This is a genomic window from uncultured Amaricoccus sp. (genome assembly GCF_937858865.1).
GTDB lineage: Bacteria > Pseudomonadota > Alphaproteobacteria > Rhodobacterales > Rhodobacteraceae > Amaricoccus.
Genome location: NZ_CALLYO010000429.1, coordinates 1 through 14,357, shown reverse-complemented (window position 1 = coordinate 14,357; position 14,357 = coordinate 1). Strand labels below are relative to the sequence as shown.

The following is a 14,357-nucleotide window of genomic DNA, read 5'->3' as shown; positions in this document are numbered from 1 at the left end:
GATGCCGATGGCGCCCTGGGCGATGGCGGGCAGCATCTCCTCCGGCTCGATCGGCCGCGCCATCGCCGCGATGCCGAGCCGCCGCAGCCCGGCCATGGCGAGGAGCGTCGCCGCCGCCACCCCCTCCTCGAGCTTGCGCAGCCGCGTCTGCACGCTGCCGCGGAACTCCACCACCCGGAGCTCCGGCCGCCGATGCAGCACCTGCGCCCGCCGCCTGAGGCTCGAGCTGCCGACGACGCGCCCCGGCGCCAGCGCCGCGAGCGACGCGGCCGCCTGCGAGACGAAGGCGTCGCGCGGGTCCTCGCGCGGCAGCAGCGCCGAGATCGCCAGCCCCGCGGGCTGCAGCGTCGGCATGTCCTTCATCGAATGCACCGCGATGTCGATCGTGCCGGCGATGAGCGCCTCCTCGATCTCGCGGGTGAAGAGCCCCTTGCCGCCCAGCGTCGAGAGCGAGCGGTCCTGCACCCGGTCGCCGGTCGTCCTGATCACGACGAGCTCGAAGGCCGCCTCGGGCAGGCCGTGCGCCGCCATCAGCCGGTCGCGCGCCTCGCGCGCCTGCGCCAGCGCCAGCGGGCTGCCGCGGGTGCCGATGCGGAGCCGCCGCTCGGGGTCGGGGAGATCGAGGGCCACGGGCTTTCCTTTCCGGGGCCGATCTGTAAGGTCGCGCCCCGTCCGTCGCAAGGTGGGCGCCGCGTGGCGGGGAGGGGGTCGTGAGCGACAAGAGACCGATGATGCGCGCGCTCGCCGGCGAGACCCTCCCGGTCCCGCCGGTCTGGATGATGCGCCAGGCCGGCCGCTACCTGCCGGAATACCGCGCGACCCGCGCCAGGGCCGGCAGCTTCCTCGACCTCTGCTACACGCCCGAGCTCGCCGCCGAGGTGACGCTGCAGCCGATCCGCCGCTTCGGCTTCGACGCCGCCATCCTCTTCGCCGACATCCTGCTCGTCCCGCACGCGCTCGGCGCCGAGCTCGCCTTCGTCGAGGGCGAGGGCCCGCGCCTCTCGACCGTCACCGGCCCGGGCGATCTCGCCCGCCTCCGCCCGGCCGAGGCGGTGCACGAGACGCTCGCCCCGGTCTACGAGACCGTCCGCGCCCTCCGCGCCGCCCTTCCGCCCGAGGTGCCGCTGATCGGCTTCGCCGGCGCCCCCTGGACCGTCGCCACCTACATGATCGCCGGCCGCGGCACCCCCGACCAGGCCCCGGCGCGGGCGCTCCTCTACCGCGACCCCGCCACCTTCGACGCGCTGATCGGGCGCATCACCGAGGCGACCATCGCCTACCTCCTCGCCCAGGTCGAGGCCGGCGCCGAGATCGTCAAGCTCTTCGACAGCTGGGCCGGCGCGCTGCCCGGCCCGCTCTTCGCCCGCTACGCCATCGCCCCCGCCCGCCGCATCGCCGCCGCGCTGCACGCCGCCCACCCGCGGCTGCCGGTCATCGGCTTCCCGCGCGGCGCCGGCGCCGGCTACGCCGCCTTCGCCGCCGAGGCCGGCGTCCAGGCGGTCGCCCTCGACACCTCGGTCGTCCCGGAATGGGCCGCGGCCGAGCTCCAGCCCCGCCTCTGCGTGCAGGGGAACCTCGACCCGCTCCTCCTCGTCGCCGGCGGCACGGCCCTCGACGCGGCGACCCGCGCCTGCGTCCGCGCCTTCGCCGGCGGCCCGCACGTCTTCAACCTCGGCCACGGCATCACCCCCGAGGCCGATCCCGCCAACGTCGACCGCATGCTCCGCGCGATCCGCGGCTAGCGCCGCCTCGTCAATGCTGCCGCTCGCTGCCGATGTAGGCGAACATCCGCGAGACGCGGGCCGCCACCGCCTCGCGGAAATTCCGCTCGCTCGGGCTGAGGCCGGGCGCCCGTGCCGCGCTCCACGCCGCCGCCTCGGCCAGGCGCCCGCGCGTCTCCACCGTCTCCCTGGCGCGGTCGCGGATGGCGCGCCCGAGCGCGATCCGCTCGTCAAGTCGTTCGAGAAGCATGGCCCGCCCTCTCCCCGTGGCCGACGATGACAACCGGCATCCGGCCCGACAATCCCGCGAGGGGTTAAGAGGCTAACCGGAGGTTGCCGGTCAGAGCACCGCCAGCGCGTCCCTCTGGCCGAACTGGCGGGCGACCCGCGCCGCCACCGCGATCCAGAACGACCGCTCCGCGGCCGCGAGGCCGGGCTCTTCCGCCGCCCGCAGCGCCTCGGCCCGCGCCTCCGCGCCATAGGCCTCGATGAGGCAGCTCGCCCGCTGCCGGATCGAGCGGCCATAGGCGATCCGCTCCTCGATGAATGGAAACACGACCCAAGCCCCCACTTTCCCTCGCCCTGAGGGTGCCGTCGCGGACAATCCAAGACAAGTTCAAGGAAATTAATGTGTTAACGCCGGGCCACGATGTCGACGGATCGTGAAGCGGGCCGGCCGGCCGATGGCCTTACTCTGTCCGCCATCTTCACGAAGGAGGTCCAAGATGCAGCGCAAGAAGGCCAGCGACTTCGACCAGCGCATCCTCGAGCTCTACGACGGCTATGTGCACGGGCACATGTCGAAGCGGGCCTTTCTCGACCATGCGGCGAAATACGCGGTCGGCGGCGCCTCGGCCGCCACGCTCCTCGCCGGCCTGCAGCCCGACTACGCGCTTGCCGCGCAGGTGCCGCCGGACGATCCGGCGATCACCACCGAGCGGGTGGAATATCCCTCGCCCGAGGGCAACGGCGCCGTCCGCGGCCTGATGGCCCGCCCGGCCGATGTGGAGGGCCCGCTGCCGGCGGTGCTGGTGGTGCACGAGAACCGCGGGCTCAACCCCTACATCGAGGACGTGGTCCGCCGCCTCGGCAAGGCCGGCTACCTCGCGCTCGGCCCCGACGGCCTGACCTCGCTCGGCGGCTATCCCGGCAACGACGACGAGGGGCGCGAGATGCAGTCGCAGCTCGACCCGGTGAAGCTGATGCAGGACTTCTTCGCCGGCTACGAATATCTCGCCGCGCACCCCGACTCGACCGGCAAGGTCGGCTGCGTCGGCTTCTGCTACGGCGGCGGCGTCTGCAACGCGCTCGCCGTCGCCTATCCCGAACTCTCCGCCTCGGTGCCCTTCTACGGCCGCCAGGCGGATCCGGCCGACGTGCCGGCCATCCAGGCGCCGCTGCTCCTGCACTACGCCGGGCTCGACGAGCGCATCAACGCCGGCTGGCCGGCCTACGAGGCGGCGCTGAAGGCCAACGGCAAGGTCTACGAGGCCCACTTCTACCCGGACGTGAACCACGGCTTCCACAACGACACTACCCCGCGCTACGACGAGGCGGCGGCGGCGCTCGCCTGGGAGCGGACGCTCGCCTGGTTCGACAGGTATCTCGCCTCGGAGGCCTGACCCCCCGCGGTGCGGCCGCCCGCGGCCGCCCGCCTGCCCCGGGCATCCAAATCCCTGTGAAGACAGGCAGAATCGCCGCGTCCGGCTCCGCCCGGCACGGCCGATAACCATCTGGTAACCCTCCGCCCGCTAGATGAGCCCAGGCGGTCGGAGGAGAAGCCTCGGATGACACCCCGGTCCGGCGTCGGGCTCGGTCTGGCACTCGTGCTGGCGGTCCTCGCGGCCGCCCCGCCCGCCCGCGCGGCCGAGCCGTCGGCCGACCCCTCCGCCCTCTGCGACGCCGCCATCGCCAGGGGCGCCCGCCGCGGGGGCGTCCCGGTCGAGGTGCTCTTCGCCGTCGCCCTCACCGAGACCGGCCAGCACCGCGACGGCCGCATGCGCGCCTGGCCCTGGGCGATCAACCGCGAGGGCAAGGGCTTCTGGTTCAAGACCCGCGAGGAGGCGCTCGCCTTCGGCCGGCAGAGCCTGGCCGAGGGGCGACCGAGCTTCGACGTCGGCTGCGTGCAGATCAACTACCGCTGGCACGGCCACGCCTTCCCCTCGCTCGACGACATGTTCGACCCGGAATGGACCGCGACCTACGCCGCCCAGTTCCTGCGCACGCTCTACGAGGAGCGCGGCAGCTGGTCCGAGGCCGCCGGCGCCTACCATTCCCTGACGCCCGACAAGGCGATGACCTACCGCGCCCGCTTCGACCGCCTGCTCGCCGAGCTCGAGCCCGGCGCCCTCACCGACGCGGAGACCCTCGTCGCCTCGGCCCAGCCCGGGCAGCGCTTCTCGACCCGCCAGGCCCGCCGCGAGGCGCAGCGCCGCGCCATGGCCGAACGCATCCGCGCCGCAACGCCCACGCCCGCCACCCCGGGCGGCATCGCCGGCATCTTCGTCCCGGCGGCCGGCGCCCTCGTCACCCAGGGAACGCCGCTCCTCACCCCGGGCCAGCCGCTCCTCTCGGGCCCGCCGGGGGGCCTCTTCTGATGGACCTGAGCCTCCGCACCCTCTACCAGCCGACCGTGCTCCTCGCCATGGCGCTCATGGCGGTCATCGCCATGATGATCCTGCCGATGCCGGCCTGGGTGCTCGACCTCGGCCTCGCGGCCTCCTTCGCCATCGCCATCCTCATCTTCACCATCACCCTCTTCATCCAGCGCCCGCTCGACTTCTCCTCCTTCCCGACGATCCTGCTCGCCTCGCTGATGCTGCGGCTCTCGCTGAACGTCTCCTCCACCAAGCTCATCATCGGCCAGGGCCACACCGGCACCAAGGCGGCCGGCCACGTGATCGAGGGCTTCGCCATGTTCATCATGGGCGGCTCGGTCTTCCTCGGCCTGGTGATCTTCGCCGTCCTGCTCATCGTCAACTTCATCGTCATCACCAAGGGCGCCGGCCGCATGGCCGAGGTCGGCGCCCGCTTCGCGCTCGACGGGATGCCCGGCAAGCAGCTCGCCATCGACAGCGACATGGCCGCGGGCGCGATCTCCCACGCCGAGGCCCGCGAGCGGCGGCGGATCGAGCAGGAGGAGACGACCTTCTTCGGCTCGCTCGACGGCGCCTCGAAGTTCGTGAAGGGCGACGCCATCGCCGGTCTCCTCATCACGCTCCTGAACCTCGTCATGGGCCTCGCCATGGGCGTGCTGGTGCACGGCATGGCCCTGCACGACGCCTTCGAGACCTACTCGATCCTCACCGTCGGCGACGGCCTCGTCACCCAGATCCCCGCCGTCATCATCTCGATCGCCTCGGCGATGCTGCTCTCCAAGGGCGGCCTCGTCGGCTCGACCGACCGCGCGCTGATGCGCCAGCTCGGCGGCTATCCGACCGCGCTCGGCACCGTCGCCGTGCTGATGGCGCTCTTCGCCTTCATCCCCGGCCTGCCCTTCATCCCCTTCCTGGTCGGCGCCATCTGCCTCGCCGTCGCCGCCTGGCTCTCGCGGCAGACCAGGCTCCGCGAAGCCGCGGCGGCCGCAGCCCCGCCGGAGGCGCGCGCACCGGCCAGGCGCTCGCTCGGCGACCTCCTCGACGTCGACGAGATCCACATGGAGTTCTCGCCCAACCTCGTCCCCGTGGTGATGGACGAGGCGACCGGCCTCGACGCGCGCATCCTCAACATGCGCAACCACATCGCCAGCGAGTTCGGCCTGATCCTCCCGGAGATCCGCCTCACCGACAATCCCGGCCTCGAGCCCGGCACCTACGCCATCCGCATCCAGGGGGTGGAGGTCGCCCGATCGACCATCGAGACCGACCGCGTGCTGGTGCTCCTTCCCGACGAGGGTGCCCCCGCCCCCGACGGCCGCTCGGTCGCCGAGCCGGTCTACGGCGCCCCGGCCCGCTGGATCGCCCCCGCGCTGCAGGAGGAGGCGGCGCTCATGGGCCTCTCCGTCGTCACCCCGACCGAAGTCGTGGCCACCCATCTGCTCGAGATCGTCAAGGCGAACTTCGGCAAGCTCTTCACCCGCCGCAGCCTGCGCAAGCTGCTCGAGGAATTCACCTCGCTCACCGACACCCGCCGGGCCGAGGCGAACCGCAAGATGCTCGACGAGTTCATCCCCGAGAAGGTCTCGATCGACACGCTGCAGGCGGTGCTCCGCCTCCTCCTCGAGGAGCGCGTCTCGATCCGCAACCTGCCGCTCATCCTCGAGGCGATCTCCGAGGCCAACGCCCCGAGCGCCAGCGCCGAGGTGCTCTGCGAGCAGGTGCGGCACCGCCTCGGCTTCCAGCTCGTCGCCGGCATCCAGGAGGCGGACGGCGCGCTCCCGCTCATCCAGCTCAACCCCTCCTGGGAGGAGCTCTTCCAGGCCTACCAGCTGCCCGAGGGCGGCGGCGTGGTCGACGTCGCCCTGCCGCCGGCCGAGTTCAACCGCCTCGCCAACTCGGTCGCCGAGAGGATCGCCCACGCCGGCGCCCAGGGCCGCTATCCGGCCGTCGTCACCTCGACCAAGCGCCGGCGCTTCCTGCACACCGTCCTGCTCGCCAAGGGCATCCGCAACCCGGTCTTCTCCTTCGAGGAGATCGGCCCCGGCGCGCGGCCGGCCGTGCTCGGCCTCGCCTGATGTTCGAGGGCCTCGGCGCGCTGATGGACCTCGCCCAGACGGGGCTCACCGGCTTCATCCTCGTCTTCGCCCGCGTCGCCGGGGTCGTCGCGCTCCTGCCGGGCTTCGGCGAGCAGCTGATCCCGGCGCGGGTGCGCCTCGGCGTCGCCATCGCCTTCACGATGGTGGTCTGGCCGCTCCTCGCGCCCGGCCTCGCCAGCCCCGACCCCGCCCGGCCGATGCTCCTCATGCTGATGATCGAGAGCTCGATCGGCCTCCTCCTCGGCCTCGCGATCCGCCTCATGGTGCTGGCGCTCCAGCTCGCCGGCTCGATCGCGGCGCAGTCGACCGCGCTCGCGCAGATGTTCGGCGCCGGCGTCACCCCCGACCCGATGCCGGCCATCGGCAACATCCTCATGCTCGCCGGCATCACGCTCGCCGTCGCCACCGACCTGCACGTCAAGGCGGCGCTTGCCATGGCGCGCTCCTACGAGATCCTGCCCATGGGCCTGCCCGTTCCCGCCGCCGACATCGCCGCCTGGGGCACCGCCCGCGTGGCGCAGGCCTTCGCCCTCGGCTTCTCCCTCGCCGCGCCCTTCGTGATCGCCGGCTTCGCCTACAACCTCGCCCTCGGCGCCATCAACCGCGCCATGCCGCAGCTGATGGTCGCCTTCATCGGCGCGCCCGCGATCACCGCCGGCGGCCTCCTCCTCCTCATGCTGGCGGCACCCGTCATCCTCCACTTCTGGGGCGAGCGCCTCGACGCCACGCTGGCCGACCCGCTGGCGATGCCGCGATGAGCGGCGGGGAGTCGAGCGGCGAGAAGGTCTTCGACCCGACGCCGCAGAAGCTCGCCGAAGCCCGCCGCAAGGGCGACGTCCCCCGCTCCTCCGACGTCACCGCCGCCGCCACCTACCTCGCGCTCCTCGTCGTCATCAGCACCGGCGGCGCCTTCGCCGTCAGCCAGGCCGCCTCGACGCTGATGATCTTCATCGGCCAGCCCGACCGCCTGATGGGGCGCATCCTCGGCCCCGGCGGTCCGCGCCTCGGCGGGGCGATCTTCGCCGAGGCGCTCGCGGCGCTCGCGCCGGTCTTCCTGCTGCCCATCGCCGCCGTGCTCGTCAGCCTCTTCGCCCAGCAGGCGATCGTCTTCTCCGGCGAGAAGATCGTCCCGAAGCTCGACCGCATCTCGCCGCTCGCCGGCGCCAAGCGCAAGTTCGGCGCCGCCGGGCTCGTCGAGTTTGCCAAGGCGGCGACAAAGCTCGCCGCCGTCGCCACCGCGCTCTTCGTCTATCTCTCGCGCGACCTCGACCGGATGATCGGCGCCGCCACCGCCGAGGCGCGGGTCATCGGCGCCATGCTGGCGGAGTCGCTCGGCGTCCTCCTCACCGTCGCCACCATCATCGCGGTGGCGATCGGCGCGGTCGACTTCGTCTGGCAGCGCTTCGAGCACGCCCGCCGCCTGCGCATGTCCTACCAGGACCTGCGCGAGGAAACGAAGCAGTCCGAAGGCGACCCGCACATGAAGGCGCAGCGCCGCAGCCGCGCCGAGGCGATCGCCACCAACCGGATGCTCCTCGACGTGCCCAAGGCCGATGTCGTCATCGTGAACCCGACGCATTTCGCCGTGGCGCTGAAATGGTCGCGCGCCAAGGGGACGGCGCCGGTCTGCGTCGCCAAGGGCGAGGGCGAGGTCGCGCTCCGCATCCGCGAGGTCGCCGAGACCGCCGGCATCCCGCTGCACAGCGACCCGCCCACCGCCCGCGCCCTCTTCGCCACCGTCGAGATCGGCCGCGAGATCGCGCCCGAGCACTATCGCGCCGTCGCCGCCGCCATCCGCTTCGCCGAGCGCATGCGCCGCGCCGCCCGCGCGCGGAGCGGCGGATGACCCCGGCCGCGCTCCGCCGCCTCGCCGGCCTCGCCGAGGCGCGCCGCGCCCGCGACCTCGCCCGGCTCGACGCGCTCCTCTCCCGCGACCGGACGCTCGCCGCCGAGATCGCCGCCCTCGCCACCACCCTCTCGCGCGAGGCGAAATCGGGCGCGCCGCTGCCGCCCGCCCAGCAGGCGCTGCGCGAAACCTGGGTCGACCAGCGCATCCGCGCCGCCCGGCGCCAGCGCGCGGCGCTCGCCCCCGCGATCGCCGCCGCCCGGGCGCAGGCCGTGCAGAGCCTCGGCAAGCACGAGGCCCTCGGCAAGCTGGTGGAGCGCGCCGACGACGATGCCCGCCACCAGCGCGACGCCCGCACCGAGCGCGAGGCGCCGCCGCCGGCCACCCCGGCCTGACCTCACCCCTGGCCGATCCGCTTCATGAGATCGGCGGCCGACGCCGAGGCGAAGGGGTTGGCGTAGAGCTCGCCGTGGCTCTCCACCCCGACCTCGAAGACGCAGTCCTCGGTCGGCCGGGCCACGCAGAGGAGCACGTAGCCGAGCCCGGCCTGCCGCCTGTTGAGAGCCGTGCCCTTCGGCTGGCGCACCGCCCCCGAGATCATCCGCGCGGCGCAGGTGATGCAGCCGCCGTAGCGGCAGCCGACCGGCAGGACGCAGCCGGCGGCCTCGGCCGCATCGAGAACCGGCTCGTCCTCGCCGACCTCGAGCGTCAGCCCGGCGCGGTTGCGCAGCGTGACCGCATGCCTGCGCACCCCGCCGCCCCTCCGCCCTCAGACCCAGATGTCCGACGAGCAGTCGCCGCCCGGATAGCGCGTCTCGTGCGCCCGCGCCGGCCCGTGCGGCTCCTTGCCGAAGTCGACCAGGAAGTCGTCGCGGATCTTCATCCCGCCCTTCTCGACGTCGCAGTCGACGATCAGCATCACCCCGCCCTGCTCCTTCATCGCCGGATAGAACTGGTTGTCCCAGGTCGAGAAGAGCGAGGTGGTGACATAGAGCCGCCGCCCGTCGAGGCTGAGCTGGATCATCTGCGGCGCGCCGGTGATGGCCTGCCCGTTCACGACCGGCGCCTTGCCGAGCATGCCGCCGAGCCAGACCTGCCCGGTCATCCGCGGGTTCGACGGATCCGAGATGTCGTACTGGCGCAGGTCTCCGTGCAGCCAGTTCGAGAAATAGAGGTAGCGGTCGTCCATCGAGACGAGGATGTCGGTGATGAGGCTCGGCATCGGCACCGGGAAACCCTCGACCTCGATCGCCGGCACGTCGATGACCTTCTCGACCCGGAGCTCGCCCGTCTCGTCCTTCCAGTAGTGGAAGACGTTCGAGGCCAGCGCCGCGCCGACGAAGCCGTGCGTGCTCTCGGGGTCGTGGTGGAAGCGCGCCTCGAGCGGGATCAGCCCCTCCGCCCCGAGGTCGACCGACTTCGCCACCGTCCGGTTCTCGAAGTCCCAGAAGTGGATGTGCTGCCCGTACCGGCCGCGCGCCACGTCCTCGAGCTCGAAGCCGGGCATGAAGGTGTTGGGCGCGCCCCATTCGGTGGAGACCATCATGTTGTGGCGCGGCTGGTACCAGAAGTCGTAGTTGTACCGCATCGCGCCGAGATCCTTCTCCCAGCGCCCGACGATGTTGAAGTCCTTGTCGAGATGCAGGAAGCCGCCCGGCCCGTTGCCCTCGGCGTCGCCGAGCATCGAGACGATGATGTCGTGTCCGAGGCAGTGCACGGTATGCGGCGCCGAGAGGTTGGTCCGCCGCTTGATCTCCTCGCCGCTGATCGTCCTGGCGAGCACCGGCCGGCGCGGATCGCTCGCCGTGTCGATGATGTAGAAGTTCGTCGTCCGCACGCCCGGCACGATCAGGAACCGGCGCTCGGCCGACGCGTCCCCGTGGCAGGAGGAGCAGGCGTTCCAGCCCATGTGGTGCAGTTCGTCGCCGATCGCCCCCACCTCGGTGCGGTGGATGACCTCGCCATAGGTCGGGCTCGCCTCGTCGACGTCGATCGTCGCGAGATAGTCGGGCTTCTCGATCCCCGTGCCGGTATAGATGCAGATCGTGTAGACCAGCTTCTCGCGCGGCGCCTTGATCGCCTCCTTGGGCGAGGCATAGCCCGGACCGGCGCAGCAGGCGGTGGACATGGCGGCTTCCTCCATCACGTGCCGGTTCGAAAGCCCGCCGTCCCGGAAAGCGGCGTCGGTCCGCACATCGCCGCCGCGTCTCCCTTCCTGCGCGGGCCCGTCCCGGTGCAGTGATCATGTGACGGCCCCGCCGCCCGTCAAGAGCCGGACGGGCCCCGCGCCGGTGATTCGCGCGCGCCACCTCCGCTCGCCGCTCCCCGCGCGAACGGCAGGCGCGCCGCGCCCGCGAATCGCCTCGCGACAGAGTGTCCGCCCCGCTTGTCCTTGGTCTGAAAAGATAATCCCCAGCCGTTGCCAATCAGCAACACCGCCCAGCTTTTCGTGCGCGGGCAGCTTGGCAATCGGCGGAAAACCGCCTATCAATACGATTGCGAGGGGTTTGAGGGGTGCCCTGCCGACCGAGTTCCGAGTGGCCAGTGCTGCGAGTGACGGCGGGGATGAGTGCCGATTGTCGCGAAGAGCGACCGTGGCCGCCGGGGGGCGGCCACGGCACGCCTTCTCTTCTACGAATCCTGCCGCGCGATCTCGGTGATCAGCACCTCTTCGACCAGCGTGCCGGGAACGATCTCCTGCGCGCTCCTGAGCAGCGCCGACTTCAGGTCGTCCATCTTCCGTCCGCTGGTGAAGCTGCCGTCGAAGCCGCCGGAATTGGCGTGGCGGAACATCACCTTGAGAAAGCCGTCGCGCAGCCGCGGCTTCAGCGCCTCGACATCGTGCGCCCCCTCGGTGTCGGTCTCGACCGAGAGCGAGACGACGACCATCGCCGCGACCTTCTCCCCGGCGAAGATCGGCACGACGAAGGGCTTGTCCATCTGCACGTAGGCGAGCTCGGCCGCCTTCTTCTTCTTTTCCTCCGGCTTGGTCGGCGCGAAGGGGTCCGCGCCATCCGCCGGGCAGGCGACCTCCGCCTTCGCCTCCGCCTCGCCCTCGGCCGGCGGACAGGCCGCCGCCACCTCCGGCTCGGGCGCCGGCTTCAGCGCGAGCCCCACGCCGACCCCGACCCCGAGGCCGAGCAGCGCGATGAGGAGCGGAGCGAGCTTCTTCATCCGCGCCGCCTCAGTAGGGAACCACGCGGTCGACCACCTGCTGGCCGTAGCGCGGCTGCTGCGCGCTCGAGACCTGGCCGCGGCCGCCATAGGAGATCCGCGCCCCGGCGATGCGGTCGTAGGGGATCTCATTGTAGCGCGAGATGTCCTCGGGCCGCACGATCCCTGTCACCTGCAGGTCGCGCAGCTCGTAGTTCACCCGCACCTCCTGGTCGCCCTGGATGACGAGATGCCCGTTCGGCAGCACCTGCACCACGGTCGCCGCGACGCGCAGCTCCAGCTTCTCGTTCCGCTTGATCGACCCCGTGCCGGTGAAATCCGATTCCGACTCCATCTCCAGCGTCGGGTTCAGCTTCATCACCCCCGGCGGCAGCACGTTGCTCACCCCGAAGAAGGCCCCGACGTCGGCGCTCTCGCTGCCCTCGCGCGTGCGGGTGGTCGTGTTCTTCATCTCCGCCTTGTCGTCGATCTCGATCGTCACCGTCAGGATGTCGCCGAGGCTGCGCGCCCGCCGGTCGCCGAGCAGCCCCGAGGGCCCGGTGTTCCAGAGCGAGCCCTGCTGATAGGCGTAGCGCGCCGGTTGCGGCGGCGGCACCGCCACGGCCGCCCGCTCGGCGGTCAGGATCGGCTTCGCGTCCTCCTCCGTCACGCCGATCGAGGTCATCTCCGGCGGCCGGCCGATCGTCTGCATGCCGCAGGCGGCCAGCGAGACCGCCGCCGCGAGAAGAAGGGGAGTGCGCGTCATTGCCCGACCTCGATGCTGCCGTCCGCCGCCACCACGCCCGTCACGGTCTGCTTCGAGGCGAGGTTCATCACCCGGACCGGCTCGCCCACGCTCGCCCGGTCGAGCGCGCGGCCCTCGGTCGCGATCCGGAGCGGGCCGCTCCGATAGGACATCCGCACCACCGCGTTGCGCTCGACGAGCGCCGGTGCGCGCAGCTGGCTCGCCAGGATCGGCCGCCCGGGATAGAGCGCGACCCTGGCCTCGCGCCCGATCGCCTCCTCGACCGCGGCGAGGCCGCCCGGCACGCTTTCCTCCGCCAGCGCCAGATCCTCCGCCTGCAGCACGCTCTGGCTGCGGATGGCGCGCACCGGGGTTACCGACTGGGCGAAGACCGCACCCGCGCTCAGCGCGCAGACGAGGAGGAGGAAGATCGCGGCAGCCCGGGCCATGTCAGCGGATCTGCACGGTGGCCGCCAGCATCTGGTCGGCGGCGGTGATGACCTTGGCGTTGAGCTCGTAGCCGCGCTGCGCCTCGATGAGCCCGGTGATCTCGTGCACCGCATCGACGCTCGAATTCTCCAGATACCCCTGGCGGAAGGTCCCGCGCCCGTCCTCGCCCGGGTCCCCCGGGTTGGCCGCGCCCGAGGCCTCCGTCTCGCGGTAGAGGTTCGAGCCCAGCGCCTCGAGCCCCTTCTCGTTCGGGAAGCTCGTCAGCGTGAACTGCCCGAGCAGTTGCGCCTCGGTCTGCCCGTCGAAATAGGCATAGACCTCGCCATCGGCGTTGATCGAGATCTCGCGCACGTCCTCGGGGATGGTGATGTCGGGCACCACCCCGAACCCGTCCGAGGTCACGATCAGCCCGTCGCCGTTGCGCTTCAGCGCCCCGTCCCGGGTATAGGCCGGATCGCCGTTCGGCAGCGTCACCTCGAGATAGCCCATGCCCTCGATGGCGAGATCGAGCGAGCCGCCGGTCTCGGTCACCGTCCCCTGCTCGACCTGCATCGAGACCGCCGCCGCCCGCACGCCGAGGCCGAGCTGCACGCCAGCCGGCAAAACCGTGCCGTCGGCGGAATTGATCGTCCCCGGCCGCGCCACCTGCTGGTAGTGCAGGTCGGAGAATTCCGCCCGCCGGGCGTTGTAGGCCGTCGTCGACATGTTGGCGAGGTTGTGCGAGATCACCTCGACCCGCATGTTCTGCGCCGCCATGCCGGTCGCCGCGATGTTCAGTGCCCGCATGATCCTCTCCTACTCGCGCGCTCAGGCCTGCTGGCCGAGCGTCCTCACCACCAGCCGGATGCGCTCGTCCTCCTGGTCGAGCAGCCGCTGGCCGTACTCGTAGGCGCGCTGCACCTCGACCATGCGCGCCATCTCCGTCACCGGGCTCACGTTCGACTGCTCGAGAAAGCCCTGCACCACGCGCCCCTCCTCGACCGGCACCACCTCGCCGGCGGCGCGGAAGAGCACTCCCGCCTCGCGGAAGAGCCTGGTGCGGTCCTCGACCGCGACGAGCCCGATCCTGGCCGCCGGCGCCCCGTCGACCGAGACGGTGCCGTCGGCCGAGATGCCGACGTTCCTCGCCTCGAACGGAATGACGATCTCGCCGCCGCCCTCGTCGAGCAGCGCGTGCCCATCGGGATTGACCAGCACCCCGTCGGCATTCGGCGCGAAGGCGCCCGCGCGCGTCAGCCGCTCGCCGGCCGGCGTCCTGACGGTGAAATAGCCCTCGCCCTCGATGGCGAGGTCGTAGGTGCCGCCCGTCTCCTGCAGCGAGCCCTGCAGCTCCTCGGTGAAGCGCGCCCGCGCCTCGGTCATCGCGACGCTGCCGCCCTCGACCGGCAGCGCCCGCACCTCCTCGGCGAAGACGACGCCCTCGCGGCGGTAGCCGGTGGTGGAGAGATTGGCGATGTTGTTGGCGACCGACTGGAGCTCCTTGGCCAGCCCCGACTGCCGGGTCAGGGCCACGTAGACGGCAAGGTCCATGCTCCACTCCCGCGTACTGCGTACCCGCGCGCCAAAACCGGCGCTCGCGGCGGAACCTGCGCCGCCGAGGTAAAGAATTCGTCAAGACCACCCACCCCCACCCGTCCCCCGTCGCCGGAAAGGAACCGCCAGCGCCCCCGCCCCACCGGAAAGGCATTCATACAGGCAAGCTTTCCTATCGAGCAGGCGAGGGGCCCCGCCAACAGGCGGGGAGAACAA

17 protein-coding genes are annotated in these 14,357 nt (G+C 71.9%); 7 read left to right on the top strand and 10 right to left on the bottom strand.

The window, feature by feature from the left end; genetic code table 11:
* A partial coding sequence (hemC, locus tag Q0112_RS12720; protein ID WP_297975859.1) for a hydroxymethylbilane synthase occupies positions 1-630 on the bottom strand: 630 nt, incomplete at its 3' end.
* An 80-nt stretch (positions 631-710) separates the two neighbouring features.
* On the opposite strand from hemC, the gene hemE reads away from it, so the two are divergent.
* Complete coding sequence (gene hemE, locus Q0112_RS12715; RefSeq protein WP_297975858.1) at positions 711-1,742, top strand: uroporphyrinogen decarboxylase; 1,032 nt, start codon at positions 711-713, stop codon at positions 1,740-1,742.
* A 10-nt stretch (positions 1,743-1,752) separates the two neighbouring features.
* Here the strand turns inward: hemE and Q0112_RS12710 are convergent, their stop codons facing one another.
* Positions 1,753-1,971, bottom strand: a complete 219-nt coding sequence (locus Q0112_RS12710; RefSeq protein ID WP_297975857.1) for a hypothetical protein — start codon at positions 1,969-1,971, stop codon at positions 1,753-1,755.
* Between the two features lie 90 nt (positions 1,972-2,061).
* Entirely contained in the window at positions 2,062-2,277 is a 216-nt protein-coding gene (locus tag Q0112_RS12705) for a hypothetical protein (RefSeq protein ID WP_297975856.1), read from the bottom strand.
* A 169-nt stretch (positions 2,278-2,446) separates the two neighbouring features.
* On the opposite strand from Q0112_RS12705, the gene yghX reads away from it, so the two are divergent.
* The 6 genes from yghX to Q0112_RS12675 all read left to right on the top strand — a co-directional run bounded on the left by yghX (position 2,447) and on the right by Q0112_RS12675 (position 8,655).
* Positions 2,447-3,343 carry a YghX family hydrolase gene (yghX, locus tag Q0112_RS12700; protein WP_297975854.1) on the top strand — a complete coding sequence of 299 codons (897 nt, stop codon included), beginning with the start codon at positions 2,447-2,449 and terminating at the stop codon, positions 3,341-3,343.
* Between the two features lie 165 nt (positions 3,344-3,508).
* A complete protein-coding gene (locus tag Q0112_RS12695; RefSeq protein WP_297975852.1) occupies positions 3,509-4,318 on the top strand; it encodes a transglycosylase SLT domain-containing protein in 810 nt (269 codons plus the stop codon).
* On the top strand, positions 4,318-6,393 hold the full coding sequence (gene flhA, locus Q0112_RS12690) for a flagellar biosynthesis protein FlhA (RefSeq protein ID WP_297975851.1): 2,076 nt from the start codon (positions 4,318-4,320) through the stop codon (positions 6,391-6,393). Before Q0112_RS12695 ends, flhA begins: the two co-directional genes overlap by 1 nt.
* Positions 6,393-7,172 carry a flagellar biosynthetic protein FliR gene (locus tag Q0112_RS12685; RefSeq protein WP_297975850.1) on the top strand — a complete coding sequence of 260 codons (780 nt, stop codon included), beginning with the start codon at positions 6,393-6,395 and terminating at the stop codon, positions 7,170-7,172. The genes flhA and Q0112_RS12685 overlap by 1 nt, the downstream gene beginning before the upstream one ends.
* The gene (locus tag Q0112_RS12680; RefSeq protein WP_297975849.1) at positions 7,169-8,260 is read left to right on the top strand and encodes a flagellar biosynthesis protein FlhB; all 1,092 of its coding nucleotides are present in this window, start codon (positions 7,169-7,171) and stop codon (positions 8,258-8,260) included. Before Q0112_RS12685 ends, Q0112_RS12680 begins: the two co-directional genes overlap by 4 nt.
* Entirely contained in the window at positions 8,257-8,655 is a 399-nt protein-coding gene (locus Q0112_RS12675; protein WP_297975848.1) for a hypothetical protein, read from the top strand. Before Q0112_RS12680 ends, Q0112_RS12675 begins: the two co-directional genes overlap by 4 nt.
* A 2-nt stretch (positions 8,656-8,657) precedes the next feature.
* Here the strand turns inward: Q0112_RS12675 and Q0112_RS12670 are convergent, their stop codons facing one another.
* From Q0112_RS12670 to Q0112_RS12640, 7 genes are all read right to left on the bottom strand, one after another.
* Entirely contained in the window at positions 8,658-9,011 is a 354-nt protein-coding gene (locus tag Q0112_RS12670) for a 2Fe-2S iron-sulfur cluster-binding protein (RefSeq protein ID WP_297975847.1), read from the bottom strand.
* A gap of 18 nt (positions 9,012-9,029) precedes the next feature.
* On the bottom strand, positions 9,030-10,388 hold the full coding sequence (locus Q0112_RS12665; RefSeq protein WP_297975846.1) for a selenium-binding family protein: 1,359 nt from the start codon (positions 10,386-10,388) through the stop codon (positions 9,030-9,032).
* A 503-nt stretch (positions 10,389-10,891) separates the two neighbouring features.
* The gene (locus Q0112_RS12660) at positions 10,892-11,434 is read right to left on the bottom strand and encodes a flagellar basal body-associated FliL family protein (protein ID WP_297975845.1); all 543 of its coding nucleotides are present in this window, start codon (positions 11,432-11,434) and stop codon (positions 10,892-10,894) included.
* A gap of 10 nt (positions 11,435-11,444) precedes the next feature.
* A complete protein-coding gene (gene flgH / locus Q0112_RS12655; protein ID WP_297975844.1) occupies positions 11,445-12,179 on the bottom strand; it encodes a flagellar basal body L-ring protein FlgH in 735 nt (244 codons plus the stop codon).
* Entirely contained in the window at positions 12,176-12,607 is a 432-nt protein-coding gene (flgA, locus tag Q0112_RS12650) for a flagellar basal body P-ring formation chaperone FlgA (protein WP_297975843.1), read from the bottom strand. The genes flgH and flgA overlap by 4 nt, the downstream gene beginning before the upstream one ends.
* A gap of 1 nt (position 12,608) precedes the next feature.
* A complete protein-coding gene (gene flgG / locus Q0112_RS12645; protein ID WP_297975842.1) occupies positions 12,609-13,394 on the bottom strand; it encodes a flagellar basal-body rod protein FlgG in 786 nt (261 codons plus the stop codon).
* Between the two features lie 21 nt (positions 13,395-13,415).
* Complete coding sequence (locus tag Q0112_RS12640; protein ID WP_297975841.1) at positions 13,416-14,138, bottom strand: flagellar hook-basal body complex protein; 723 nt, start codon at positions 14,136-14,138, stop codon at positions 13,416-13,418.
* Positions 14,139-14,357: the final 219 nt, after the last annotated feature.